The sequence below is a fragment of the Flavobacterium calami genome (assembly GCF_038290035.1).
In the GTDB taxonomy this organism is placed as follows: domain Bacteria; phylum Bacteroidota; class Bacteroidia; order Flavobacteriales; family Flavobacteriaceae; genus Flavobacterium; species Flavobacterium calami.
The window spans coordinates 189,431-215,337 of the sequence record NZ_JBBYHS010000010.1 but is presented as its reverse complement, the minus strand read 5'-3'; the positions used below and the strand labels follow the sequence as shown (position 1 = coordinate 215,337).

The 25,907-nt window shown below is 33.8% G+C and carries 25 protein-coding genes; 14 read left to right on the top strand and 11 right to left on the bottom strand.

Features of this window, described 5'->3' with window-relative positions:
- Positions 1-500: 500 nt before the first annotated feature.
- The 4 genes from AAEO57_RS11220 to AAEO57_RS11205 are packed head-to-tail and all read left to right on the top strand — an operon-like array spanning position 501 to position 3,693.
- The gene (locus tag AAEO57_RS11220; protein ID WP_179002268.1) at positions 501-875 is read left to right on the top strand and encodes a GxxExxY protein; all 375 of its coding nucleotides are present in this window, start codon (positions 501-503) and stop codon (positions 873-875) included.
- A gap of 14 nt (positions 876-889) precedes the next feature.
- Complete coding sequence (locus AAEO57_RS11215) at positions 890-2,320, top strand: CCA tRNA nucleotidyltransferase (protein WP_341692592.1); 1,431 nt, start codon at positions 890-892, stop codon at positions 2,318-2,320.
- Positions 2,321-2,671, top strand: coding sequence for a hypothetical protein (locus AAEO57_RS11210; protein ID WP_341692590.1), 351 nt, complete (start codon positions 2,321-2,323; stop codon positions 2,669-2,671).
- Positions 2,668-3,693, top strand: a complete 1,026-nt coding sequence (locus AAEO57_RS11205) for a COX15/CtaA family protein (RefSeq protein WP_341692588.1) — start codon at positions 2,668-2,670, stop codon at positions 3,691-3,693. The genes AAEO57_RS11210 and AAEO57_RS11205 overlap by 4 nt, the downstream gene beginning before the upstream one ends.
- Before the next feature lie 110 nt (positions 3,694-3,803).
- Here the strand turns inward: AAEO57_RS11205 and AAEO57_RS11200 are convergent, their stop codons facing one another.
- From AAEO57_RS11200 to AAEO57_RS11165, 8 genes are all read right to left on the bottom strand, one after another.
- Positions 3,804-4,571 (bottom strand): LytR/AlgR family response regulator transcription factor, encoded by a 768-nt coding sequence (locus tag AAEO57_RS11200; RefSeq protein WP_341692586.1) that lies wholly within the window; start codon positions 4,569-4,571, stop codon positions 3,804-3,806.
- A gap of 28 nt (positions 4,572-4,599) precedes the next feature.
- Complete coding sequence (locus tag AAEO57_RS11195) at positions 4,600-4,968, bottom strand: 2TM domain-containing protein (protein ID WP_341692584.1); 369 nt, start codon at positions 4,966-4,968, stop codon at positions 4,600-4,602.
- Positions 4,969-4,986: 18 nt separating this feature from the next.
- Positions 4,987-5,304 (bottom strand): 2TM domain-containing protein, encoded by a 318-nt coding sequence (locus tag AAEO57_RS11190; RefSeq protein WP_423972146.1) that lies wholly within the window; start codon positions 5,302-5,304, stop codon positions 4,987-4,989.
- On the bottom strand, positions 5,295-5,624 hold the full coding sequence (locus tag AAEO57_RS11185) for a 2TM domain-containing protein (RefSeq protein WP_341692580.1): 330 nt from the start codon (positions 5,622-5,624) through the stop codon (positions 5,295-5,297). The genes AAEO57_RS11190 and AAEO57_RS11185 overlap by 10 nt, the downstream gene beginning before the upstream one ends.
- A 2-nt stretch (positions 5,625-5,626) precedes the next feature.
- On the bottom strand, positions 5,627-5,929 hold the full coding sequence (locus tag AAEO57_RS11180) for a 2TM domain-containing protein (RefSeq protein ID WP_341692578.1): 303 nt from the start codon (positions 5,927-5,929) through the stop codon (positions 5,627-5,629).
- Positions 5,929-7,287 carry a histidine kinase gene (locus AAEO57_RS11175; protein ID WP_341692576.1) on the bottom strand — a complete coding sequence of 453 codons (1,359 nt, stop codon included), beginning with the start codon at positions 7,285-7,287 and terminating at the stop codon, positions 5,929-5,931. The genes AAEO57_RS11180 and AAEO57_RS11175 overlap by 1 nt, the downstream gene beginning before the upstream one ends.
- 21 nt (positions 7,288-7,308) lie before the next feature.
- Positions 7,309-7,932, bottom strand: coding sequence for a tetratricopeptide repeat protein (locus AAEO57_RS11170; protein WP_341692574.1), 624 nt, complete (start codon positions 7,930-7,932; stop codon positions 7,309-7,311).
- Positions 7,933-8,160: 228 nt separating this feature from the next.
- Positions 8,161-10,326 carry a TonB-dependent receptor gene (locus AAEO57_RS11165; protein WP_341692572.1) on the bottom strand — a complete coding sequence of 722 codons (2,166 nt, stop codon included), beginning with the start codon at positions 10,324-10,326 and terminating at the stop codon, positions 8,161-8,163.
- Between the two features lie 140 nt (positions 10,327-10,466).
- On the opposite strand from AAEO57_RS11165, the gene AAEO57_RS11160 reads away from it, so the two are divergent.
- The 9 genes from AAEO57_RS11160 (at position 10,467) to AAEO57_RS11120 (ending at position 17,049) form a co-directional block, all read left to right on the top strand.
- The gene (locus AAEO57_RS11160; RefSeq protein ID WP_341692570.1) at positions 10,467-10,925 is read left to right on the top strand and encodes a DinB family protein; all 459 of its coding nucleotides are present in this window, start codon (positions 10,467-10,469) and stop codon (positions 10,923-10,925) included.
- A gap of 10 nt (positions 10,926-10,935) precedes the next feature.
- Positions 10,936-11,394 (top strand): YciI family protein, encoded by a 459-nt coding sequence (locus AAEO57_RS11155; protein ID WP_341692568.1) that lies wholly within the window; start codon positions 10,936-10,938, stop codon positions 11,392-11,394.
- Between the two features lie 3 nt (positions 11,395-11,397).
- On the top strand, positions 11,398-11,973 hold the full coding sequence (locus tag AAEO57_RS11150) for a sugar O-acetyltransferase (protein WP_341692566.1): 576 nt from the start codon (positions 11,398-11,400) through the stop codon (positions 11,971-11,973).
- On the top strand, positions 11,973-12,362 hold the full coding sequence (gloA2, locus tag AAEO57_RS11145) for an SMU1112c/YaeR family gloxylase I-like metalloprotein (RefSeq protein ID WP_341692564.1): 390 nt from the start codon (positions 11,973-11,975) through the stop codon (positions 12,360-12,362). Before AAEO57_RS11150 ends, gloA2 begins: the two co-directional genes overlap by 1 nt.
- Positions 12,363-12,747: 385 nt before the next feature.
- The gene (locus AAEO57_RS11140) at positions 12,748-14,028 is read left to right on the top strand and encodes a chloride channel protein (protein ID WP_341692561.1); all 1,281 of its coding nucleotides are present in this window, start codon (positions 12,748-12,750) and stop codon (positions 14,026-14,028) included.
- Positions 14,029-14,146: 118 nt separating this feature from the next.
- Positions 14,147-14,746: an HPP family protein gene (locus AAEO57_RS11135; protein WP_341692560.1), complete on the top strand. Its 600-nt coding sequence runs from the start codon at positions 14,147-14,149 to the stop codon at positions 14,744-14,746.
- Positions 14,747-14,944: 198 nt separating this feature from the next.
- Positions 14,945-15,487 carry an IS1096 element passenger TnpR family protein gene (locus AAEO57_RS11130; protein WP_341692559.1) on the top strand — a complete coding sequence of 181 codons (543 nt, stop codon included), beginning with the start codon at positions 14,945-14,947 and terminating at the stop codon, positions 15,485-15,487.
- A gap of 100 nt (positions 15,488-15,587) precedes the next feature.
- A complete protein-coding gene (locus AAEO57_RS11125; RefSeq protein WP_341692558.1) occupies positions 15,588-15,947 on the top strand; it encodes a four helix bundle protein in 360 nt (119 codons plus the stop codon).
- Positions 15,948-15,990: 43 nt separating this feature from the next.
- A complete protein-coding gene (locus AAEO57_RS11120) occupies positions 15,991-17,049 on the top strand; it encodes a nucleoid-associated protein (protein WP_341692556.1) in 1,059 nt (352 codons plus the stop codon).
- Positions 17,050-17,121: 72 nt separating this feature from the next.
- Here the strand turns inward: AAEO57_RS11120 and AAEO57_RS11115 are convergent, their stop codons facing one another.
- Both AAEO57_RS11115 and AAEO57_RS11110 read right to left on the bottom strand, forming a co-directional pair.
- Positions 17,122-17,529 carry a response regulator gene (locus tag AAEO57_RS11115; protein WP_341692554.1) on the bottom strand — a complete coding sequence of 136 codons (408 nt, stop codon included), beginning with the start codon at positions 17,527-17,529 and terminating at the stop codon, positions 17,122-17,124.
- A 3-nt stretch (positions 17,530-17,532) separates the two neighbouring features.
- Complete coding sequence (locus tag AAEO57_RS11110) at positions 17,533-19,026, bottom strand: PAS domain-containing sensor histidine kinase (protein ID WP_341692552.1); 1,494 nt, start codon at positions 19,024-19,026, stop codon at positions 17,533-17,535.
- 382 nt (positions 19,027-19,408) lie between these two features.
- Between AAEO57_RS11110 and typA the strand changes: the two genes are divergently transcribed.
- On the top strand, positions 19,409-21,205 hold the full coding sequence (typA, locus tag AAEO57_RS11105) for a translational GTPase TypA (RefSeq protein WP_341692549.1): 1,797 nt from the start codon (positions 19,409-19,411) through the stop codon (positions 21,203-21,205).
- 97 nt (positions 21,206-21,302) lie between these two features.
- On the opposite strand, the gene AAEO57_RS11100 is transcribed toward typA, so the two are convergent.
- The gene (locus tag AAEO57_RS11100) at positions 21,303-25,826 is read right to left on the bottom strand and encodes a T9SS type B sorting domain-containing protein (RefSeq protein WP_341692547.1); all 4,524 of its coding nucleotides are present in this window, start codon (positions 25,824-25,826) and stop codon (positions 21,303-21,305) included.
- Between the last annotated feature and the right edge of the window lie 81 nt (positions 25,827-25,907).

Below are 25,907 nucleotides of genomic sequence, written 5' to 3'. Positions count from 1 at the left end.
AAACAAAAAATTGATATAATTTTGTCTTTACAAAGCATTGGTTCTGTTTATTGGTTCGCAAAACAAATTTACTTAACCTCTGCTTTGTGTTTTTTATGCTTTGCAAACTAGCAACTTGAATTAATTAACAGCCTTAATTTTTTAAAATTAATTACAAATAATTCGTGAATACGTGGCGGAAAATTTAGATTATGTCAAAATCACGAATTATTTTTTTACAATCTATGAGTTTAATCTATATTGATTTGTGGAATTAACCGTTTCTCTTTTTGTTTTGATAAATTTCAGTTGAAAAATTGTGAATTTACTCAAAAAATTAGGCTGTAGATTATAAAAGGCATTTTCTATGTTGTAAATTTGCAACCATAAAATTCCAAAAAACATTTTCAATACAAAAATTGAAAGTTGTATTCTAAATAATAGCCACAAATTCACGAATTAACTTTTTAAAAAATTAATTAGAAAAATTCGTGAATTCGTGGCGGAAAAAAATTTAGATCATGACGAAAATATTGTATCAAGAGGAAAGTTATCAGATAATCGGAATTTTATTTGATGTTCATAGAAATTTAGGTGGAGGCTTTTCTGAAATTGTATATAAAGATGCTTTAGAATACGAATTCAAGAAAGCAAATATTCCATTTGAAAGAGAAAAAGAATATTTAGTAAATTATAAAGACATAATTTTAGATCACAAGTTTTATGCTGATTTTGTTTTGTTTGATAAAATTATACTTGAAATAAAATCAAGTGATTTTTTGCATCCAAAATATATTTCGCAATGTCTTAATTATTTAAAAGTATCCAAAAACAATTTAGCGATTTTGGCAAACTTTAATTCTACCTCACTTGAACACAAACGTATTATTTTATAAAAATTAGTGAATTCGTGGCTATACAAACAAACTATAAAACTGCTTTACAAAACAAAATCTTCGATATTATTTCGAAAGCTTCTCAGGAATTAAACGTTGACTCTTATGTGATCGGCGGATTTGTTCGTGATTTGCTATTAAACCGGGGTTCTAAAAAAGACATTGATGTTGTAGCTGTGGGAAGCGGCATCGAATTGGCTCTTAAAGTTTCAGATTTACTACCGAACAAACCAAAAGTTCAGGTTTTTAAAACGTACGGAACAGCGATGCTTCGTTTTGAAGATACGGATATCGAATTTGTGGGCGCCCGAAAAGAGTCATACACTCGTGACAGCCGAAATCCAATTGTAGAAAACGGAACACTTCAGGACGATCAAAATCGTCGCGATTTTACGATTAATGCCCTAGCTTTATCTTTAAACGAAAATAACTTTGGCGATCTTTTAGACCCTTTTAATGGTTTAGCTGATTTAGAAAGCAAAACAATCAAAACACCTTTGGATCCGGATATTACCTATTCTGATGATCCTTTGCGAATGCTTCGTGCGATTCGTTTTGCAACTCAATTGAATTTCGAAATCGAAGAAAATTCATTGAATGCTATCACAAAAAATGCAGATCGTATTAAAATCATTACAGGTGAAAGAATTGTAGACGAATTAAACAAAATTCTTTCTACACCTAAGCCTTCAACCGGATTTTTACTTTTATACAAAACAGGACTTTTAGATATTATTTTACCTGAATTAACCGCTTTGAATCAGGTGGAAGAAATTGAAGGTCATACCCATAAAAACAATTTTTACCATACACTTGAAGTTGTCGACAATATCTGTCCGAATACAGATGATGTCTGGTTGCGCTGGGCTGCATTACTTCATGATATCGGAAAAGCACCAACAAAACGTTTCTCTAAAAAACAAGGCTGGACTTTTCACGGGCATGAATTCCTGGGCGGAAAAATGGCAAAGAAAATCTTCGAGCGTCTGCACATGCCATTAAACCACAAAATGAAATTTGTTCAAAAAATGGTTATTATGAGTTCACGTCCAATTGTTTTGGCGCAGGATATTGTAACTGACAGCGCAGTTCGTCGTTTGGTTTTTGACGCCGGCGAAGATGTGGAGAGTTTAATGACTTTATGTGCTGCTGATATTACAACCAAAAACCCGGCAAAATTCAAAAAGTACCATAAAAACTTTAAAATCGTCCGCCAGAAAATTGTTGAAGTAGAAGAACGCGATCAGGTACGTAATTTTCAGCCGCCAATTTCTGGTGAAGAAATCATGGAAATGTTCGATTTGAAACCTTCACGTGAAATTGGAGTTTTAAAAGAAGCTGTAAAAGAAGCTATTTTAGAAGGCGATATTCCAAATGAATATCAGGCGGCTTATGATTTTGTGATTAAACGAGCTGCAAAGTTGAATTTAACTCTTAAAAAGTAAATGAACTTTTCATTAATAATTTTAAGGATTGTATTTGTAATAATAATTGCATTACCTAATTATTTATTTTATAAAAAGCTTAGAAATATTAAAAAAAGACATTTTAAATATCAATTAATTTTCTTCTTCGTAAGTCTTATCATCTCTTTTTTAGTTTTGCTTTCTTTAGCAATTCTGAAAGAGATAATATCTGATTTATTGAATATTAGAATTAAAGAAAATATTACTTATATGGTATTTTTTACCATTGTATTACTACCTATGAGTGTTTTAGCAAATATGTTTTTTCTAAATTTTTATTTAAGAAAGATCAATAAAATAAACGAAATCGAATTAATCGGAAAAGAATGAAAAAAGAGAATAAATCAGTAATCATTTGGTTACTATCAGGTTGTGTTTTATTATTTTTAATGGTTGTTGTGGGCGGTATCACACGTTTGACCAATTCAGGTTTATCAATGACCGACTGGCATTTGGTGACCGACACTTTCCCGCCTTTAACCGAAGCCAAGTGGCAAGCCGCTTTTGACGAATACAAAAAATTTCCTGAGTATCAAAAAATCAATATTCACAATGATTTTCAATTAGCAGATTATAAATTCATTTATTTCTGGGAATGGTTTCACCGTTTCATTGGGCGTATTATCGGATTGGTTTTCTTTGTACCATTTGTTTATTTTTTAATCAAAAAGAAATTAGACACACCAACAATAAAAAAATGCATCGTTCTTTTGGCAATGGGAGGTTTTCAGGGATTTTTAGGCTGGTTTATGGTAAGAAGCGGATTAATTGACAATCCGGATGTAAGTCATTTTAGACTTTCTTTACATTTAACTTTTGCCTTTATCACTTTTGCGTATACCCTTTGGGTTGCGCTTGATTTGATTTATCCGGAAAGAAACATCAACAGAATAATTCCGCTTCGTACAATCGCCAGATATGCTTTAGTGGCTTTATTGATCCAGATTATTTACGGTGGTTTTGTTGCAGGATTGAATGCAGGATTAATTCACAATCACTGGCCTTTAATGAGTGATGGCGAATTTATTCACGAATCGGTTTTTATTGAACAGTCAACTTTGGTGAAGAATTTAATTGAAGGAAAAAGCGGTGTTCAGTTTGTACACCGAACTTTTGCTTATGCAGTAGTAGCTATTATTCTTTTCCTTTATTTCAAAAGCAAAAAATACTCTCTTACCGATACCCAGTCAAAAGGAATTAACATTTTGGTAATTTTTGTTTTTATTCAGTTTGCCCTTGGTGTTTTCACTTTGTTGTACAGTGTTCCTTTGGCTTTAGGATTGATTCACCAGATTATGGCGTTTTTCCTTTTGAGTGCAATGACTTATACTTTGCATCGATTGAGTAAATAAAATCAAAAATAGAAAAACAGAAAAATAGAAAAAGAGTCTAAAATAGGCTCTTTTTTTATTTCATTTCACATCTTACTTTTCACATCTTACTTTTCACATCTCACCAAAAACTATCCCAGCCAACCCTTAAAATCCTGCACTTTTTCACGGCTTACAATAACCTCATCCTCTTTATAACTTGGTAAAATAACTTTCAGACGTGAGTTGGTATACACCTGAATTTCTTTAATGGCTTTTAAAGGAACTATGAATTTTCTGCTTACGCGAAAGAAATCCTTCTTGTCCAATTCCTGTTCCAGAATTTCTAAAGTCGAATCAATCAGATAATCTCGATTGTCATAAGTATGAATGTAAGTTCCTTTATTTTCGCTGAAAAAACATTCGATTTCATCTTTGGTAATTACTTTTAAATGCTGACCAATTTTAACTGTAAATCTTTCTCTGTAAGTCTTTCCAAAAGGATTTGAAAGCATTTGACGTATTTGCTCGAAATTAAGCTGAAGATTTTGATTTCCAGAATCCTGTTGCGGAATTCTGGTTTTATATTTCACTACAGCTGCTTCAAGATCATCTTCATCAATTGGTTTTAAAAGATAATCTATACTGTTTAATTTAAAGGCTTTTAAAGCATATTCATCATAAGCGGTAGTAAAAATGATAGCACTTTTTATATCTATTTTCTCAAAAATTTCAAACGATAAACCATCTGATAACTGAATATCTAAAAAAATCAAGTCTGGATGTTCGTTATTACCAAACCAGTCAATAGATTCTTCTACTGAATGCAACATTGTTTCTACGGCAATTTCCAACTTTTCAAGTTTTCTTTGTAATAATCTTGCAGCAGGTTTTTCGTCTTCTATAATTAATGTAGTCATTTATTAATCTGAAATTTAAAAAATAAAGTTATTCCCATTTATTCTTATTGACTGGCTGTTTATTCATGTATTGCTGAATTTTTCTTTTTTCCCAGTCATCGTTAAAGAAAATATTGCGTCCAAAAACAGATAATGCATGAGCAGCTAAACCGATACCCCAAAAAATGGCTGTTGAATACGTATGCCATTCAAAAAAAGCGCCCTCATTCCATCTTATGCCGGAAAAGCCTCTGCTTAAATTGGAAATAATAATCACTGCATTAACAATTAAATATACTTTTAAGTGCGAATAAAAATCTTTTATCCTTTTTACTTGTTTGTATGCAATTTCAAAACTTTCATCGTTTTCAAACTCTTGCCCGTACTCTTCGTAAAAGCGTTTTCTACAACGTCCCATTTTATTCTGATTTAAAGGTTATTGCCATTTGTTTTTGTTCTCTTTTTCTTTCTCCATGATTTCTTTGATTTTTCGTTCTTCCCAGCCTTTTCCTAAAACCGGAAAAACTTCAAAAACTTTTAATCCGTGAAAAACAACACCTATTCCCCACCATATCAAGGGAAAGTAAAACCATAAATGATTTGGTGTTGTATATAAATTAATAAAAATCAATACAATATTAACTCCAATATAAGAAGTTAAATTACTATAAAACCCTTTTATATTCTCGACTTTCTTTTTAGCCTGATTATATTTGTCTTCTTCTGTATAATTTATTTCCATGATTACTCCCATTTTTGTTTTTTTGTTTTTTTCTCTAATAGACTTTTTACTTTACGCTCTTCCCATTCTTTTCCAAAAATTTTATACGAAGCAAACAAATCTACCGCAGAAATTAAAAATGCTGTGGTCCAGATCCACATTACAAACCCATTGATATATTTTATAGGAAAGAAATTGAATGGTGCTCCAAAATAATCTTTCAATACATAAACGATTACACCAATAATATAGACGAACATGTGACTGTAAAATGCCTTGAGTTTGATTACTCTTTTGGTTGCAATTTCTTTTAGTACCGATTCTTCACGATCATTATTAAAATTTACTTCCATAATTATTCCCAGGTTTGCTTATTTTTTTCTTTCTCTAAAATCTCCTGAATTTTTCTTTCTTCCCATTTCTTATCGAAAAAAGGCATGCGTTCAAAAGCCTTCAGTCCATGTAAAACTACTCCAACTCCCCAGCCCATCAAACACCATACAAACCATAAATAACCTGGAGAAGTCATAAGATTAACCACGATAACTATCGGATTAACAAGAACAAATACTGTCAAATGCTCGTAAAATTCTCTGATTTGCTTCACTTTTTTTTGAGCTTCATAATAACGGTCAGCTTCAGCATATTTCTTTTCCATTATTTCCAGGTTTGTTTATTATTTTCTTTTTCCAGAATTTCTCTGATCTTTCTTTCTTCCCAGTCAGAGCTGTAACCAAAAACCTTAAAAGCATGCATTACAACTCCAAATCCCCAGCCTATCGCCGAAAACCAAAACCATTGAAATCCGGGAGAAAATCTTAAATTTATAAAAATTAAAAACGGAATCACACAACAATACGAAATTACATTTGCGTAAAATCCTTTTAATTCTTCTACTCTTTTTTTAGCTCTGAAATAAGCTTTGTTTTCATCGCTATAGTCTGCACTTGTTTCCATAACTGTTATTTGTTTAGTTAAAATCGGAATCTTAACTGTGAATGTTTTTTCGTTTTGTTCAATCAATACCTTTCTGTTGGTTACAATTCCGTATCGATTCACAATATTTTGGAGACCAACTCCTTGTCTGTCCTGTAAAACTTCTTTCTTTTGAAAATCATTTTGAATTGCTAAACAATCTCCATCAATAAAAATTCTGATATGCAATGGTTTCTGCTCGCTTACCACATTATGTTTTACAGTGTTTTCGAGTAAAAGCTGCAACGACAACGGAACCACTTTTGCATCCGGATTTATATTTTCTGTTGGCAATTCGTAAAACAAACTATTTTCGAAGCGCATCTTCAGCAGGTTCATATAGGTTTTTGCAAACGACAATTCATCTTCTACAGAAACCAGTTCTTTATCTTTTTGTTCCAAAACATATCGGTAAATTTTAGACAAAGAAGTAGTAAATCGCTGCGCATTATCGGGATTTTCTTCAATCAAAGAACTTAATACATTCAGACTATTAAAAAGAAAATGCGGATCAATCTGATTTTTTAAACTTTCAAATTTGGCATTTGCAGTTCCGGCAATAATTTTTTGCTGGGTTATTTCAAATTTTGACGCCTGTTTCCATTTCACCATAAAGCTTCTGGCCTGCATGAAAGTCGAAACTCCGAGAGATAAAATGATGTAAAAAAGATGAACCCATACCATTCTTGCACCAAAAAAAACCTCTAAAGTCACATTTTGTAAAATAACAAAAATAAAGTAGTTGATGGCTAAAACTACAGGTATCGTGTACAAAACAGTTACCAGAATTCCGTAATAAACCCTGAGATTTGTTTGTTCCAGCCAATCCCATTTTCTATCCAGCAGAACATTGATGAATCCATTTCCAAAGCCCAATCCGAAAGAATAGAGGCAGCTTACAAAAAAAGTTGCAAGAACATTTTTAACATTTAAATCCTCTCCTAAAAAAGCTGAAAAAATTATCGCAAAGACCATAGAAATCTTGAAACAAACTATTGTTCCACTCTTTAAATCAGTAAATATATTTCCACGATCTTTCATTCTCTTCAGCTTATATATGTTTTATTTTTTACAGTTTTTTTGTGCTTCCAAAGCTCTTTCTAATCCCCATTTTGGCGAAAATTGAGTTTCTGGTTTAAAAGTAGCAAAAAGTTCAACAGCTTTATCAACCTGCACACATAAAGGTTTTGTATCTACCCCTGTCCATTTTGCTCCTCCTAACTGATAATCTGCCTCACCAAATACAGCTCTTGGATTATTTGGATCGATTGCTTTTGCTTTTCCGTAAGCTTCCATTACTTTACCAGAGTATTTCATTCCGTTTGTCATTGGGTCAGCAACAACATAGCCTGTATAAATTAAAGCCTGCAAAACGTATAACTCAGCATTATTCTGGTCTTTTATTATTTCTTTATCTAAAGCATCTTGTGCTTTTGTCAGTAACAAATCAATTTTCATTTTATCTTTTTCAGAAAAAACCGCTGTTGTATTAATTAAGGCAACATAATAATTTGGTAAATAACTGTTTTTTTCAGCCGCTGCGATTCTTTCAAACATTGCCGAAGCTTCAGCATTTTTTCCTTCTTTCCAAAGTCCGAAAGCTTTTCCCATTCCTTGTTCAAATTGTGTCTGAGCAGATAATAAACTGCAAATAAATAATGTAATAATTGTGATAATTTTGGTCATGATTTCTTTTTTTTAAAGTTACTAAGTTGCTAAGGTTCTGAGATTCTAAGTTTTTTTATTGATGATTAAAACTCTTTTGTTATTGTTATTGTTATTTCTAATTATACTTCAAAAGTATGCTGGTTTTTAATCTTTTAAAATTAAATGATACTGAATTGTCGAATTTGGTTACTGAATTGTTTTTTTTAAGATGCTAAGATTAGAAGTTTTTTCTTTGCAGCTTAGCTTCTATAAATTCTTCAGCTGATTCTCGTTTTTATTATCGCTAATCGTCCAGAAGAAACCTAAGAAGAAAAACCTGTCTGCTGTTGGTACAACGGCTTGTCTTTGGTAAACTCCCGATGCATCAGGCGTTCTTGCATAATCGTATCCGAAGATATTTTGTGTTCCTAAAATATTCGAAACCGAGAAATAAAGGATTTTTTGTGTCGTCAGTAAATACGCCCAGTTAAAACTCAGGCTATTGTACGACTTCGTTTTTCCGTTCATGAACTGTGTTTGGTTTGGATCATTGTACGGGCGTCCGGTACTAAAGCTGTTTGTAAAACCTACCTGAGATTTCCAGTCTGTAATAAAATATTTTGTTACTACAGATAAATTATGATTGGCAATAAAACTTGGAGTTGCCATGTTTGGAAAGTTTTTATACTGCCTTTCTGAATCAATATATGAATACGAAATCCAGTATTCTAAGTTTTTGTACAAATTGCTGTCTCTCCAGAACAAATCGATTCCTTTTGCATAACCAGATCCATTGTTATTGAAAACCGAATTGTACTGAATATTCTTTGTATCGTACTGAACCAGATTGCTGTAATCTTTATAATAAGCTTCGGCTCTAAAAGTCTGCCCCGGTTTTGTAAACTGATAATTCAGGATATAATGACTTGCTTTCTCGCTTTCGAACTGATGAAATTTAGAATATTTGATATAATCAACAACCGGTGTCTGAGAAAAATCTCCGTAAGCAAAAGAAAACTGACTGCTTTTTGAAACTTTGTATCCTAATGAAGCCCTCGGTGCAATATTATTTTCGTTCAGCAAACTATTATTTGAATATCTCAAACCAACTTTTAGTGCTAAATTTTTAGAAAATGAAACATCTCCTTCTGTATAAGCCGCAAAAATGTTAGAATCGTAACCGTTTGCAACATCAATAGAAACATTGTCTGCGATATCTTCATTGTATTTTGTAATGAAATAATCTGTTCCGAAAGAAATTTTAAAATGATTCGAAACTTTTTTTGACAATTTTAATTTCAGCTGTGCTGCGTTTTCCTGACTGTCAATTCCGGTGATATCATATTTCAGTTTGTTTTTGCTGTAGCCGTAACTAACTCCCGAAGTTATTTGCCAGCCTGTTCCAAAAGTACCTTTGTAAGATGAATTCAGGTAAAAGTTATTATTGTTCATATCTGTTCTGACTGGATTTTCGAAATTGATATTTTTCTGATTCAAATCGAATTTTTCCCCATCAAAAGAAGCATACAATTTGAAAATTCCATTTGTAAAATTATATCTGTAAACGGTTTCTCCTCCAAGCGACTGGTAAGGACTGTTCCAATCTACATTTTGAGGAATTACGGCCTGATAAGGAGCTAAGTTCACATACATCATATTGACACTCAAAGAACTTTTGTTCCATTTTTGTGTATTCCCTAAACTCAGCCCGACAGTCATTAATCCGATATCTGTTTTTTCGTGGTCTGCTTCGTCCTGAGTATTCAAAAGTAAAACACTTGAAAGGGCTTCACCGTATTCTGCAGAGTAACCTCCGGTAGAAAAAGCGATTCCGCTAAACAGAAAAGGAGAAAACCTGCTTCGGGTAGGTAAATTGTTGGTGGTTGCACCGTATGGCTGTGCTACTCTGATTCCGTCAACAAAAGTCTGGGTTTCACTGGCTTCTCCCCCACGCACAAACAAACGTCCGTCTTCGCCTACCGTTTGAGTTCCCGGTAAAGTCTGTAAAGCTGCAACAATATTTCCGGCTGAACCGGCAGTGGTTACAATGTCTAAAGGTTTTAAAACAGAAACTCTTGCTTTCTCACCTGATTCTAAAGTTCCGGCTGTAATGACAACAGCATCCAGAGCATTAATATTTTCTCTTAATTTTACCGTTTGATTTTTGTAATTGGCAACATCTATTTCTTGTTTGAAAGTTTCGAAAAGTAAAAAGCTAACAACTAAAAATTTATTTCCTGTTTCAGTAGTTTCAAAAGAAAACTCTCCGGTTTCTGAGCTTGTCGCTCCGTCATACGTCCCGTCTAAATAAATATTGGCACCTGCAACCGGCTTTCCTTTTTGATCCAGAACTTTCCCCGAAATAGTGCTTTGGGCAAAAATTAAAGCCGTAATAAATAAAAAAGATATTGTAAAAAGTAATTTGGTTTTCATGTCATCCTTGATTTTGTTGAAGCAAATGTATCTCAACTATTCTTGTTAAAAAATATTAAATAACCCAATTGTAGAATTTCGGGGATGAGTTGTCAAATAGTTATTTGTATCTTAGCTAAAGTGTTTCAAAACCATCTATTATGTCAGAAAGTAAAAGAATTTCGAATCTTTATCAATCCATTTACAATGGAAATCCGTGGCTGGAAGTTACTTTAGCAGACACATTAAAAGATGTTACTGCAGAGCAGGCCTATAGAAAGATAAATCCTAATTTAAATACGATTTGGGAAATTGTCAATCATCTCATCCAATGGAGAAAAAATATTTTAAAACGCGTTCAGGGAGAAACTGTTATAACGCCTGACCACAATTATTTTGTTCCGGTTATAGATCCGTCTGAAGTTGCCTGGGCACAATCTATTCAGACACTGTCAAAATCACAAGAATCATGGAATGCTTTTTTTGAAGATTTTAATGACGAAGATTTGTCAAAAATTTACGCCAATAACGGTCATACCTATTACGAACACATTCATGGAATTATTCAGCATGATGTGTATCATTTAGGACAGATTGTTATTTTGAAAAAAATGCTTTAAAATATTAATTATGAAAAGGTTTCTTTTTATTATCGGATTTTTAACGACAAGCACCATTGGGTTTTCTCAGGAAACTGAAGTGAAATTTGATGAAGCATTAGCAAAATCCCTTCATGCCGACGAATACGGAATGAAGAAATACGTATTTTGTCTTTTAAAATCGGGAAGCAATACAACGGCTTCCAAAGAAGAAAGTAAAAAACTTTTTGAAGGCCACATGGCAAACATTAATAAATTAGCCCAAGAAGGAAAACTGGTTGTAGCCGGACCTTTTATGAAAAACGATAGAAATTATCGTGGAATTTATGTGTTTAATGTAGAAACTATAGAAGAAGCCAAAGCCCTCGTAGCTACAGATCCGGCAATAAAAGCCAATTTGCTCGAAGCCGAATTAACACCCTGGTACTGTACCGCAGCTTTACAGGAAACTGTGAAAATACACAACAAAATTGCCAAGACGAAAATGTAAAATATGAAAACAGAAAAAGAAAAAATGATCTCTGGCGAATATTATAACGCCTTTGATCCAGAGTTACAAAAAGGCCGGCGGGCAGCAAAAAATTTGCTTCATAGCCTGAACGTAAAAGAATACCGTGTTACCAAAAAGGCTAAAGAAATTTTGGCAGCACTTATTCCGAATGCCGGAGCAGGGCTTTACATTGAACCCCCTTTTCATTGCGATTATGGTTATAATATTTTTGCCGGTGAAAACGTTTATTTCAATGTAAATTGTGTCGTATTAGATTGTGCGCCTGTAAATATTGGTTCGAATGTATTTATCGCACCAAATGTTCAGATTTACACCGCTTCGCATCCGCTTGACGCCGAATTACGAAAAACGTTAGAAAATGCTTATCCAGTGACAATTGGTGACGATTGCTGGATTGGCGGAAATTCTGTTATTTGTCCTGGAGTTACCATTGGAAAAGGCTGTGTTATCGGTGCCGGATCTGTGGTTACAAAAGATATCCCAGAAAATTCACTGGCTGTTGGAAACCCCGCCAAAGTTATTCGTAAACTAAATCAGGAATCTGAATCAAAAAAATAATGCTTACTCTTAATAAAGTTCATCATATTGCTATTTTATGTTCCGATTATGAAAAATCGAAATATTTCTACACTCAGATTTTAGGCCTGACTATTATTCGTGAAATTTACCGCAAAGAACGTCAGTCATATAAATTAGACTTAGCGTTAAATGGTTCGTATGTTGTCGAATTATTCTCATTCCCTAATCCGCCAAAACGCCCTTCAAGACCTGAAGCTGTTGGTTTACGACATTTAGCTTTTGAAGTCATAAATTTAGAAGAAACTATTGCTTTTTTAAGTTCTAAAGAAATTGAAGCAGAGCCAATCAGAATTGATGAAACGACAGAAAAACGCTTTACATTCATTGCTGATCCGGATTTGCTTCCAATAGAATTCTATGAGAGATAAGTATAAAAGGTTCTGAGGTTCTCAGATTCTAAGGCTCTAAGGCTCTAAGGAACAAAGGTTTCTCATTTTTGTCATTTCGACCAAAGGGAGAAATCACACTCGTAAATCGACAAAGATTGGCAAATTTCTTTGTGGAGTTTCTTGTGTGATTTCTCCTGCGTCGAAATTGACAAGCTACACTTATAATCTTTGATTAAAGAAAACCTTAGCAACTTTATCTCTCTGTCCCTAAAAACAAGCAATATTCAATAAAAAACACACTGTAAGAAAAAACCTGTTTATACCAACTTTAACACACTAAATTGATAATTTCCTGTAAAAAACCGAATTTGATTCCTAATTTTGTAATCCGCAGAAAAAAAACTGCGAATTCAAACTCAGACTGATGAACAAAACGGCGCAAATCAAAAAAAATCATCAATTAATCAAATTCCGAAAATTAGTTATTGTTTCTGTTTTAATTGGCTTCCTTTCAGCTTTTCTTGGAATTTCTTTAAAACGAATTACTGAATATTACGAAGAAATCTTCTTTCACGAAGTGTCTGTTCACCCTATATTTTACATCGTATTTCCAGTTTTTGGATTATCTGTAATTTACTTTCTCAGACAATATCTTTTTAAGAAAAAAGAAAACAAAGGAATCAAAGAAGTTTTTGAAAGTACGGCTTCAAAATCTAAAAACCTTCCTTCTTATAAGATTCCATCACACTTCATCAACGGATTATTAACGGTTATTTTTGGAGGTTCAACCGGGATCGAAGTTTCTACCGTAGTAGCTACTGCAACCATTGGTTCTGTAGCACACGAAAAAGAAAATGTTTTCCGTCAATACAAAACAGAATTAATCTGTGCGGGAGTTGCAGCTGGTGTTACAGCACTTTTCAGCAGCCCGATAGCAGGAGTTTTATTTGCTTTTGAAGTTATATCCAGAAAAGTAACCCGGGCTTTTATTATTTCAAATTTAATAGCTGTGTGTATTGCCTTTGGTTTACTGGCTATTTTAAACGAAGAGCCTTTATTTGCAGTTTCTATTGCAACCTGGAATTTAAAAGCGATTCCGTACTTCATCCTTTTAGGAATTTTAGCCGGAATGAATTCGGTTTATCTGACACGCTGCGTTTTGTTCTTCAAATCACAGTTTGGCAAAATTGAAACTCATTATTATAAAATATTAATCGGTTCGGTAGTATTGAGTGTTTCTTTATTCTTCTTTCCACAATTGTATGGAGAAGGTTATCATGCTATAAAAGGAATCTTTGGAAACGCAAATCAGGCTCAATTAACAATAACTTTAGCTCTGACATTTATTGCTATTTTAATCTTAAAACCAATTGTAACCTCAATTACACTGGCTTCAGGTGGCGATGGTGGTGTTTTTGCGCCGAGTTTATTCATCGGAGCATTTTTAGGTTTATTGCTGGCTTCCATTTTAAACAGTTTTTTTCATGTAAATGTAATTCCTGTTAACTTTATGATTATCGGTATGGCCGCAGTTCTAAGTGCCAGTATTCATGCGCCTTTTACAGCGATATTCTTAGTTTGCGGACTCACAAACGACTACACTTTATTTTTCCCGATTCTTGTAGTTTGTCTGATTTCAAAATACACCGCAAAAACTATTTATCCATATACTGTATATAGTTACTCCCCAAGTTTAATAAAATAATAATTTCAAACTAATGACCTCTGTAGATTAACAAAATCTTCAGGATCAACAACACTTAGCAAAGTGTATTTAAAAGCATAACGAATAAATTCAATTACAAGCAAAAACATATCATACTATGCCTGTACAGAAAATAAAAAGAAGCTACCGCAAAACACGTTACATTCTTTACAAAGAAACTTTAATAGATTACAAAGAACACTTTTGGTCTTTTTTAGGTTCTTTTGCCGGAATCGGAATTTTGGCTTATGTTCAATCACTACATTTTTCAGGTTCTGATGCTGTGTATTTAATTGGCTCTTTTGGAGCATCAAGTGTTTTGGTTTACGGAATTATTCAGAGTCCGTTTTCTCAGCCCCGAAATTTAGTTGGCGGACATGTAATTTCGGCTCTTGTCGGTGTTACTGTCAATAAATTGGTTCCAGACGTAATGTATATAGCCGCTCCTTTAGCAGTTTCAATCGCTATTATTTTAATGCAGATTACCAAAACACTTCACCCACCCGGAGGTGCTACAGCTTTGATTGCCGTTATCGGAACAGAAAAAGTTAAGGCATTAGGTTATATGTATGTACTTTCTCCGGTTTTTACAGGAGTTATGATTCTACTTTTAACTGCCTTGGTTTTTAACAATATGACCTCAAGCAGAAGTTATCCAAGTCACAGCACTTATCATAAATATTATCATAAAATTAGAAAAAGATTGACTGGAAAGTAATCGCTTCTTTTTTATCCAATTGTCACCCTGAGCGAAGTCGAAGGGCGTTCCTATTGGTGCGGGCTCCGACTCCGCTCAGCCTGACATTCGATATCTGCTAATCGAAAAAACTGAAAAATCTTTTCAACAAATCGCAATTCGTAATTCGTATTTCGTTTTTTATATTTTACCTTTGACCTCTCAATAAAAACAAAGATTATGGTTTATAAATTTAGAGTTATTCTAGACGCCGAAGAAGATATTTTTAGAGACATTGCGATTCTTGAAGACGATACACTTGAGGATTTACATAATGCAATCTTCAATGCTTTTGGTTTTGACGGATCAGAAGTCGCTTCATTTTATACTTGTGATGATACCTGGAATCAGGAAGATGAAATTCCGCTTTTTGATACAGGAGATGTTCCTGGCGAAATAAGAACCATGAACGATTATCCGTTATCTAGTATTTTAGATAAAGAAAACACCAAAATTATTTACGTCTACGATTTCATCAGTATGTGGACTTTCTTAGTAGAACTGGCTGCTATAGAAGATGAACAAGTTGGTGTTACTTACCCGGAAACTTTATTCTCTCACGGTGAAATGCCGGATGAGGCTCTTGAAAAAAACTTTGCAGCCGATGACATGCACAACGACATCTATGGAGAATTTGAAGACGATCTTGACGAAGACGATCTTGACATGTTCGAAGGCGATGATAGCTTCGAAGATTATGGATTTGAGGAGAATTGGAATTAATTTTTTTTGAGGTACTAAGGTTCTGAGATGCTAAGATGCTAAGGTTTTTATTTTGAAGGTTTTTTCTTATTTTTAATTCTTTGAATTAAAAATATTAAACATGAGTAATTTTAAAAGTTTGCTTATCTGGCAGAAATCAATGGCTTTAACAACCAAAATTTATTTTTCAACAAACAATTTTCCTAAAGAAGAAATCTTTGGATTAACTTCACAAATTAGACGCAGTTCAATTTCTATTCCTAGTAATATTGCAGAAGGATATGGAAGAGAAAGCGATAAAGATTTTTTACGCTTTTTAACTATTTCTGTTGGGTCATTATTCGAAATGCAGACTCAATTAGAAATCGCAAAAAATATATCTTTTCTAAAAGAACAAGATTTTAACAACTTATATGAGGACAGCCGCGAAGTAGAAAGAATGTTAGTTTCTTTTATTAAAAAAATAAAGGATAGAAACTAAACCTTAGTACCTTAGCATCTCAGAACCTCAGCACCTTAAAAAAATGATCAACTTATTCAACACCCACATCGAGACGCTTGCGATACACCGCGTAGGAAACAAAAGCCGTAACGAAGCTATTTTTTTATCAGAGCAGCCATTTAATTTAAATGACGAAATTGTTCCTTTGATAAAAGAATATTTTTTTAAGCCTTTTAGAGAAAAAGAAGAAAATTATTATCAGTTTGCTCACGAAGTTGATCTGGACTACAATGACATGTTCAAATTTGCAACTGAAATTTTCGCAAATCCATCTAATGTTCAGGAGGTTTCAAAAAAAATCACAAAACATTTATACGAGCAGTCAAATCATCCGCATATCAAAAACGGAGAGGTTTACGTAACCTATTTGACTAATTTAAGTATCGATAATAATGTAGTAGATGCAATCGGAATTTTTAAAAGCGAAATACAATCTGATTTTTTACAATTTGAAGAAAAAGACAGCAACCTTGAAATGATTTTGCAACAGGGAATCAACCTGAGTAAACTGGATAAAGGATGTTTGATTTTTAATTATAAAAAAGAAGAAGGATACAAAATCCTGACAGTAGACAGCAACCGTTATGATGCGCGTTACTGGTTAGAGCACTTTTTATCAGTTGATGCTTTTGAAGATGAAAATTTCATCACAAAAAAATATTTAAAATTCTGTCAAAACTTTGCAAAAGACGTGGTTTTGCCAGCAGAGGACAAGAAAGAAGAAGTAATGTTTATGAACCGCTCTGTGAATTATTTCGCTAAAAATGATCAGTTTGAAGAGCAGAACTTCCTGAATGAAGTATTAGACAATCCCGATTTAATTCCTGAATTTAAAAACTATAAAGTTGATAAAGGAGAAAAATACAGCATCGAAGATGTAACCTCATTCCCAATTGCAAACGCAGCAGTTTCTGACGCCAGAAAATCGATTAAAAATGTGATTAACTTAGATACTCACATTCAGATTAAAATGGATTTCATTAATCCTGAAAGTGCAGAAAAATTTGTTGAAAAAGGATGGGATGAAGAAAAACAAATGTATTACTACTTAGTTTATTTCAACAAAGAAGAGAAGAGCTAAGAGGTGTTCATTTTCTATTACTTACTTACTAAAAACAAAAAACGGCAATTATAAAGTAATTGCCGTTTTTTATTATAATTCAATTCTGCTTTTTAAATATTCAAGCATTTGTATCGTAATAGGCTTGGAAAGAAAATCAATTATAATAGGATACTTTTTCGCTTTATCTAAGTCTTCAGGATTAATTGTAGAAGACAATACAATTACACTAACAGAATTAAACTCGTCATAATCAGCAGCTGTAAAATGATCCAGAAATTCCCAGCCACCCATGACCGGCATATTCAGATCCAAAAAAATCAACTGCGGTTTTTTGACTGGTTTTGTAGTATTGTACTTTAAAGAATTAAAATACGACAATGCTTCTTCTCCATTCTGCGCTGTAATAACTTCATCTGAAAAGCCAGATTTTGCAATTACTTTTTTAGACAACAGCAATGCAATAGGGTCATCATCTATGCATAATATTTGTTCCAGCATACCTTAATTTTTAAATGTTATGATAAATGAGGTTCCTTTATTGACCTCGCTTTCTACACTAATTGTTCCGCCCATAGTTTCAACCTGAGATTTCACAAGATACAAACCAAGCCCTTTACTGTCAGGATAATTATGAAACCTTTGATATAATCCAAAAACTTTATCACGATTTCTTTCCAGATCAATACCTATACCGTTATCGGTAAAAGTCAAAAACACTGTTTGATCTATTTGTTCGGCTGTTATAGAAATTTTGAGTTTTCTATTCTCCGATTTGTATTTTATGGAATTGGTAAGCAAATTTAGCAATATACTTTCGATATATGCTTTATTTGTATTGAGCAAAGGAACTTTGTCCAGTTTAAGCTTTATAATAGGCTTATGTGCTTCTATCTGAAAAGACAATTGACCAAATACATTTTCAAAAACTTCACTCAGCGAGACCATTTCTTTTTGCATCGAAGGATTATCTTTTATGATAATCACTTTTACAAGATCATTAATTGTCTCGTTTAAAAGATAAGTCGACTTATAAAACCCATTCAAAATTTCTTCCAGTTCAGGGTTTTCTATCGGAATATCCTCTATCAGGTTGAGCAGTCCCATTAAATTAGACAATGGGGCTCTCAGATTGTGTGAAGTTATATAAGAAAACTGCTTTAAATCTTTATTATTCTGAGTCAGTTCGCGAATCAAATGTTCTTTTTCTGTCTCCATCCTTCTTTCTTCAGTAATATCCTGCTGAATAGATATCCAATGTGATAAAACACCTTCTGCATTAAAAATTGGAATCATTGAAAAACGAACCCAATATTCTTTTTTTGATTTACTGTAACTTATGGTTTCTATCAGGCACTCTTTTTCTTCTTTGATCGCCTTTAGCACTTTTTTCAATGCTTCAGAATCTGAATTGGGCCCTTTAAAAACATTTGGGGACTGCCCGAGGATTTCATCAGATTCGTATCCGGACATTTTAGAGAAAGCGGGGTTTACATACACAATCCTCGGTATTTTTCCGTCTGTAGAATTGGCTTCTGTAATTAAAATGGAATCTTTGGACTGAATGATAACGGTTTCTAAAAGCTTCAGCCTCTGCTCCTCCTCCTTTTGTTTCGTAATATCCTGAATAGCTCCAATCATCCTGACCGCTTTTCCATTTTCATCCTTTAAAAGAAATCCTCTGTCCAAAACATATTTATAGGTTCCGTCTGCACATCTGAAACGATACTGATCCTGCCATTTTTCGGTTTTTTGTTCAATAAAAGAATATAGCTTAACAGACATTCTGATACTGTCTTCGGGGTGAATTTTATCAAACCACCATTTTGAAGTCAAACCCACTTCTTCTTGTTTGTATCCAAAAACATTTTCGATCCCTTTATTCCATGTGATGTAGTCATCCTGAATTCTCCAGTCCCATATTGTGTCACTGGTAGCTTTTGCCACAATATCATATTTTTCATTAGACTCCTTAATCTCTTCATTGGTAGACTGCATTTTTTTTAAAATAGAGATATTTCTACTTTCATTTTTCGACAAAATATAATTAAAAATTATACCTGTAAAAAAAATAAAAATGATGTCTTTTAGAAAACTGAAGTAATAAAAATCACCCTTCAAAGCATAGAAAACCAGTAGCTTATGACACAAAATAGCCATAAACAACGAAATAACGACATATATAAACGTAATTTGTTTCGGTTTACTTTTCATTACTCAAATATAATCTAAATAAACCAATTTGAAAAAAAATGCTACATTTTAAAATATACCAAAACAAACGATCATTAAAACTAATTCACTGACATTACGTAAACTATCTTCAAAACGTTTGTTTTATCAAAATAAAGTGTACCTTTGCGCCCATTAAAAATCACAGATGGAATCTATTAGAAACATTGCAATTATTGCCCACGTCGATCACGGTAAGACCACTTTGGTTGATAAAATCATGTATCACTGTCAGTTATTTCGTGAAAACGAAAACACAGGTGATTTAATCCTTGATAATAACGATTTGGAACGTGAAAGAGGTATCACAATTACTTCAAAAAACGTATCAGTTCAGTATAAAGGAACAAAAATCAATATTATCGATACTCCTGGCCACGCCGATTTTGGAGGTGAAGTAGAACGTGTATTAAACATGGCCGATGGTGTATGTTTGCTAGTGGATGCTTTTGAAGGACCTATGCCACAGACGCGTTTCGTATTACAAAAAGCGATTGACTTAGGTCTTAAGCCTTGTGTAGTTATCAACAAAGTCGACAAAGAAAACTGTACTCCTGAAGAAGTTCACGAAAAAGTTTTTGACTTAATGTTCGAATTAGGCGCAACTGAAGAACAATTGGATTTCCCAACTGTTTACGGTTCTGCTAAAAACAACTGGATGTCTGACGACTGGAAAGTTCAAACTCAAAACATTGAGCCTTTGTTAGACATGGTTATCGCTAATGTACCTGCTCCTAAAGTTTCTGAAGGAACTCCTCAAATGTTGATTACGTCTTTAGACTTCTCTTCATTTACAGGTCGTATCGCTATCGGACGTCTTGAAAGAGGTGTATTGAAAGAAGGATCTCCAATTTCTTTAGTAAAAAGAGACGGCAAAGTAATCAAATCAAGAATTAAAGAATTACACACTTTCGAAGGTTTAGGCCGTAGAAAAGTTGAAGAAGTTGTTGCTGGTGATATTTGTGCTGTTGTAGGTATTGAAGGTTTTGAAATTGGTGATACTATCGCTGATTTTGAAAATCCTGAAGCTTTACAAACTATTGCTATCGACGAGCCAACAATGAGTATGTTGTTTACCATTAACGATTCTCCTTTCTTTGGTAAAGAAGGTAAATTTGTTACTTCCAGACATATTCGTGAGAGATTAACAAAAGAGCTTGAGAAAAACTTAGCGATGAAAGTTGGAGAAACTGATTCTGCTGATAAATTCATGGTTTTTGGTCGTGGTGTATTGCACTTATCGGTTCTTATTGAAACCATGAGAAGAGAAGGGTACGAGCTTCAAATTGGTCAGCCACAAGTTATCATCAAAGAAGTTGATGGTGTGAAATGTGAGCCAATCGAAGAGTTAACTATCGACTTACCAGAAAACCTTTCAGGTAGAGCGGTTGAATTCGTAACGATCCGTAAAGGAGAAATGCTATCTATGGAAGGTAAAGGAGAGCGTATGATTGTTAAATTTAATATTCCATCTCGTGGAATCATCGGTTTAAGAAATCAATTGCTTACTGCTACTGCTGGTGAGGCTATTATGGCACACCGTTTCATCGGATACGAACCATACAAAGGAGAAATTCCTGGACGTAACAACGGTTCATTAATCTCTATGGAAAACGGAAAAGCTATTCCTTACTCTATCGATAAATTACAGGATCGTGGTAAATTCTTCGTCGATCCTAACGAGGATATCTATGAAGGTCAGGTAATTGGAGAAAATACTCGTAGCGACGATATGACTGTTAACGTTACTAAAACGAAAAAACTTTCTAACGTACGTTCTTCAGGAGCTGATGATAAAGCCAGAATTATTCCTGCTATCAAATTCTCATTAGAAGAAGCTTTAGAATACATCCAAAAAGATGAATATGTAGAGGTTACTCCAAAATCTATTCGTTTGAGAAAAATCTATTTGACTGAAACTGATAGAAAAAGATTTAAAATCTAATTATATTTTAAATTTCAATATTAAAATCCCAAATTCCAATTACGGAGTTTGGGATTCTTTTTTTAGATATTTTTATTGGAATTGAGATTTTTAGAAGTTATCTTTTCAAACTAAAATGCCCTTTTGCCTCACGTCCATCTTCAAATTTTGCAGTATACCAGTAATCGTCAGAAGGAAGAGGACTACCTTGAAATGTACCATCCCAACCTAATCCAAAAGGTGAAATTTGCCCCAGAAGTTTACCATATCTGTCAAAAATATAAATAATCGATTTAGAGAAAAAATCTGCACTTACACCTTGTACATTCCACGTATCATTATAACCATCTCCATTTGGGGTAAAAAATTTCGGTGCTCCAAGAACTGCAATTGCTTTTTCAGCAATTCCGCATCCATTCAAATCTTTGATGTAAACTGTATGAAAACCGGCAGTAACATTTTCGAACAAACCTGAATCCTGATAAGGCCCATTTGAATCCGTAATACTAAAAACATAATTTCCAGGACCTGCCACATCAACCCTAACAGAGTTATTGGTACTCAAATCTCTAATTTCAACATCCTTAATTTCAGCCATATTTGATGCCGCTACTTTTATAGTACGGGTTCTGGAACAACTACTTGCATTTTTTACCTCAACACTATAAATCCCTTCTTTATTAACTTCTATAGAATAAGTTATTGCCCCCGGAATTATATTACCGTTTAAATACCACTTATAAGTATAATTGTTTATTGGTGTACCATCATTAATACCCGCCTCTAGCTTCACTGTAAATTCTGGTAAATTAATGCAGACCACCTCATTTTCTAATCCGTCTGTATTTAAATCTATGTTTGGAAACGGATTCACGATTAAATTGAAATTTACAAATCCGAAACAATCGTTCGATAATGAATTCTCTATTCTTGCCCATATCTTTTGATTATTTGGATATCCGGTATTTCGATAATTTGAAATATTTGTAATAGCCAGCGAATTTCCTGAAGCGTCTGTCTCAGCCAAAAAATCTGCCTCGTTTTTGTAATAACTTATTGTGTAATTTGATCCTGAAGCAGGAAGCGCATTTTTGATTTGCTGTGTAACATTACTAAAGTTAAATCCAGAAATACCATCAGTTATTGTACTTACTCCATCTACAAAATCATCACACAACTGATAATCTGCAATTTGAAAAGTAACAGGCATTTGAGTTACGGAAACCAAAAGATTCAATTGTGAAATCGTAAAACAATCATTTGAATTTTCAATTCGCACATAAATAGTTTTATCAGAAGTTCTGTAAGCGTACGGATTTGTAATCAACAAGGTGTTGTCTTTTGATTCTGCTCCCGCAAAAGTGGTATAATAACTAAATTTTTCTAAAGCAAAATTGGCTGAGATATCATTATTTTTCTGCGTTAAATTAAATGTAGAAATGCCATCGGTATCATCATCGCATTGCACTAAAGTTAAAGGCGAATTAACTGTTGGTAATGCTAATATTGTCAAAGTTGCTGCGTTAGAATATAATCCGCATGAATTGCCTGAACGGTTTAAAAACACTCTGTATTGATATGCATGCATCGCTTTCAAAACACCTGAAACTGTTAATGATAATGTATGCACACCAGAATATACCGTATTATTAACCAAATCAGTCCAGGTCGCTCCGTTATTGACAGAAACCTGCCATTGATAACCCGAAACTAAGGCCGCATTTACTGTGAAAACCGCATTTTGGAATTCACAAACCGATTTATTTTCAGGCTGCTTGTCAATAATTATTGGCGCTGCAGTGGTGTAGTTTAAATTTGGAATGGTATAACCGATTCCGCTTGTAACAATCCCGTTTTTATTAACTATTGGAGGAGAAACCGTTCCTAGAAAACGGTCATTATCAGAATCAATAAATCCGGCTTCAATAACGTCCGAACACAAATCATTATCACTATCCAGCTCGACAAAATTATAAATACCGTCTGAGTCTGTATCTGTTATACTATAATTTAGCTTTCCGTTTTCCGGAGAAGTTTCTAAGGCATTCGCCAATCCGTTTGAACCAAAATTATTCCCGTCAATTACTCCATCCCGATTTACATCTGCAGCATTACTTCCGGATTCGATCAAATCGTAAATCCCGTCATTATCACTATCCAAATCTAAATAATCCAGAATAGCATCATTATCGAAATCCGAAGGCGTTAATCCGCTTCCAAAGGCATCGTCAATTCCGTCATGATTTACATCAGCATTAGAAACAGTTTTTAAATTTATCCCTTGTGCTTCCACAGCGTCCGGAATTCCATCGTTATCACTGTCCAAATCCAACTGATCCGGAATACCGTCATTATCGGAGTCTTTTGGAACACAGACCAAATAGAATTTTAAGGATGTTCTGTTTAATGCAGTATCGGAAAGGTTTTGATGTTTAAAACTAATCATTTTAGACTGATACGTTAAAAATTTAAAAGTTCCCGTACCGACTGCTAACGGAACAGCGCCATTCAGCCTGAAACGAATTTCAAAAGATGAAAATTCAGTTACACCGCTTTCGTAGTAACCGTCGTAGTTGGTATCAATTAATAATTGATTGTTGGGGTTTAATACAGTTATGGTTTTGCCGGTTTCTGAATTGACAACATATTCAGCTCCGGAATTCAGTAAATCTGCAGTATTTCCTGTGGTAATATAATCTAATCCAATTGAAACAGGCTGAGTAAAATTCATCGTGTATTTTACCCAATTCGTTTTGCCTGCAGGCACTTCACTAACAAAGCTTCCGTCAGAATTCCCTAAAAAAGGTGTAGTGGCTGCTGTCAACGAATTCGCCACCACTCCTGTATAGGAATTGGCGTATGTATTAACAGAAATATTATTCGAATTTAAATTAGAAATATCAAAACCCTGATTACCAAATGATTCAGCACAATTTGTTATACCATCCCCATCATTGTCCTGATCTACATTATCATTGGTTTTATCATTATCCATATCAGTAGAGCAATCACTAACCGGAATTTCATCAGAGAAAAATTCAGTCCCGCAAGCCGATAAAGTTGCTTTTACTTTATAATAACCAGGTTGTGTTGGTGAATAGCTATTTGAATTGGCTCCCGAAATTTCTGCATTATTAAAATACCACTGAAAAACATCAAATCCAGCAACTGAACTCACATTAAGCCTTACATTAGGTATACAACCTGACTGAGTTACGCTTAATTGCTGAAAATTAATTTCTGGTTTGAAGGTAAATCCCGAATAATACCCTCCAAATGTTGCCGCTCCGTCACTCCCGTAAGCAGCCAGATACAATTGAGAAGTCGAAAAAACAGATACATTTCCTGTAAGACCGGTTAAAACATAACATTCATATTCCGTATTTCCTGTTACCTTCGTTGGACCGAAAACTTTTACATCGACAGGCAATTTTGCTAAAGTATACGAAACACCATCTATTATAAAACTTAAATCTGAACCTGCCTTAGTTGTAAGGGTAACCCTTCCTGTAAAAACACGATTTCCAATTGATTCTATAGACGGAATATTATCTATAGATTTTGGAGTCTGGCAGCTTAAAGGTGGCACAAAAAACATTTCCTGATTGGCTTCGTCCTGTCTTGCAGCATCACCAACACTCTGATAAGCAAAAATATTTTTATTGGAACGCACATATAAATTTCCCTCAGAATTGTAATCTGAGCCTAAAAGCGCAACATAATCTCCAGCATTTATGGTGTAATTTGGAGTTGCAGCACCATTTAAAAATATTTCGGTATTATCTTCATGTGCAATTAAAATCACTTTCTCTACATTTACAGAACCTGTGCTTTTAATAAAAATATAATCCGTACCGGTTCTTTCTGCGGAAACAATCTGGTCAAAACCTAAATCTATATTATTAGTTAATTCGCCATTCGATCCTGCAAAAGAACCACAGTTTACAGCTATAGGTTTGTTGGAAGAAATTAAAGCTCCAATTAGTGCGTCATTATTAGCTGCAATTGGTCCCTGTACTGCAATAGTATAACTCTCACCACTATTTAAAGTTACACTTGGGGCTGAGTTTCCGCTTATTGCATTATTAATCAGCACTGCGCCAGTTTTAATATTGGTAAAATTCACTACCGTATTATTTTCAGTTGCCAGCACTGATGCAAATGTTAAATGTCTGTCTGAATATCCCTTGTTTAATTTATTCGTAAGACCGCTGATTCTGAACTGCGTGCCTAATGCTGCCAAACCTTTAGAAACTATTTCACTGGACTGATTGGTTGTTCTGTCAATAACCCTGACAGTTGCATACACAACATCTCCGGCTTCAATAATATAACCACGGTTCGATTTGACAATACTGGCTTCTGTTTGATCCAAAACCAATTGATCCGCATTATGCATATTGATATCAAAAACATAAGGAACATCTCTGGAAACTGTTCCTGTAGTAATTGAACCACCAATTTCGTTAATACTAAAATTAACAGGCGTTATACTTGGAGTAGAAATGTAAATATATTGCTCCCCAACAGGCACTCCGCTTGAAGCCACTACTGGCGGAATATAATGGGTTTTACTAAATTGTGAAAACCCAAAAAACGGCAGCAATAGGAATATAAAGTATAAGAGTCTCTTTTTTAGCATAATTTAAAAGTAATAATTTTTATATTACTTTTTAAACTAAAATAAAGTTTCTGGTTCAGACTATACTAAAACCACTATATC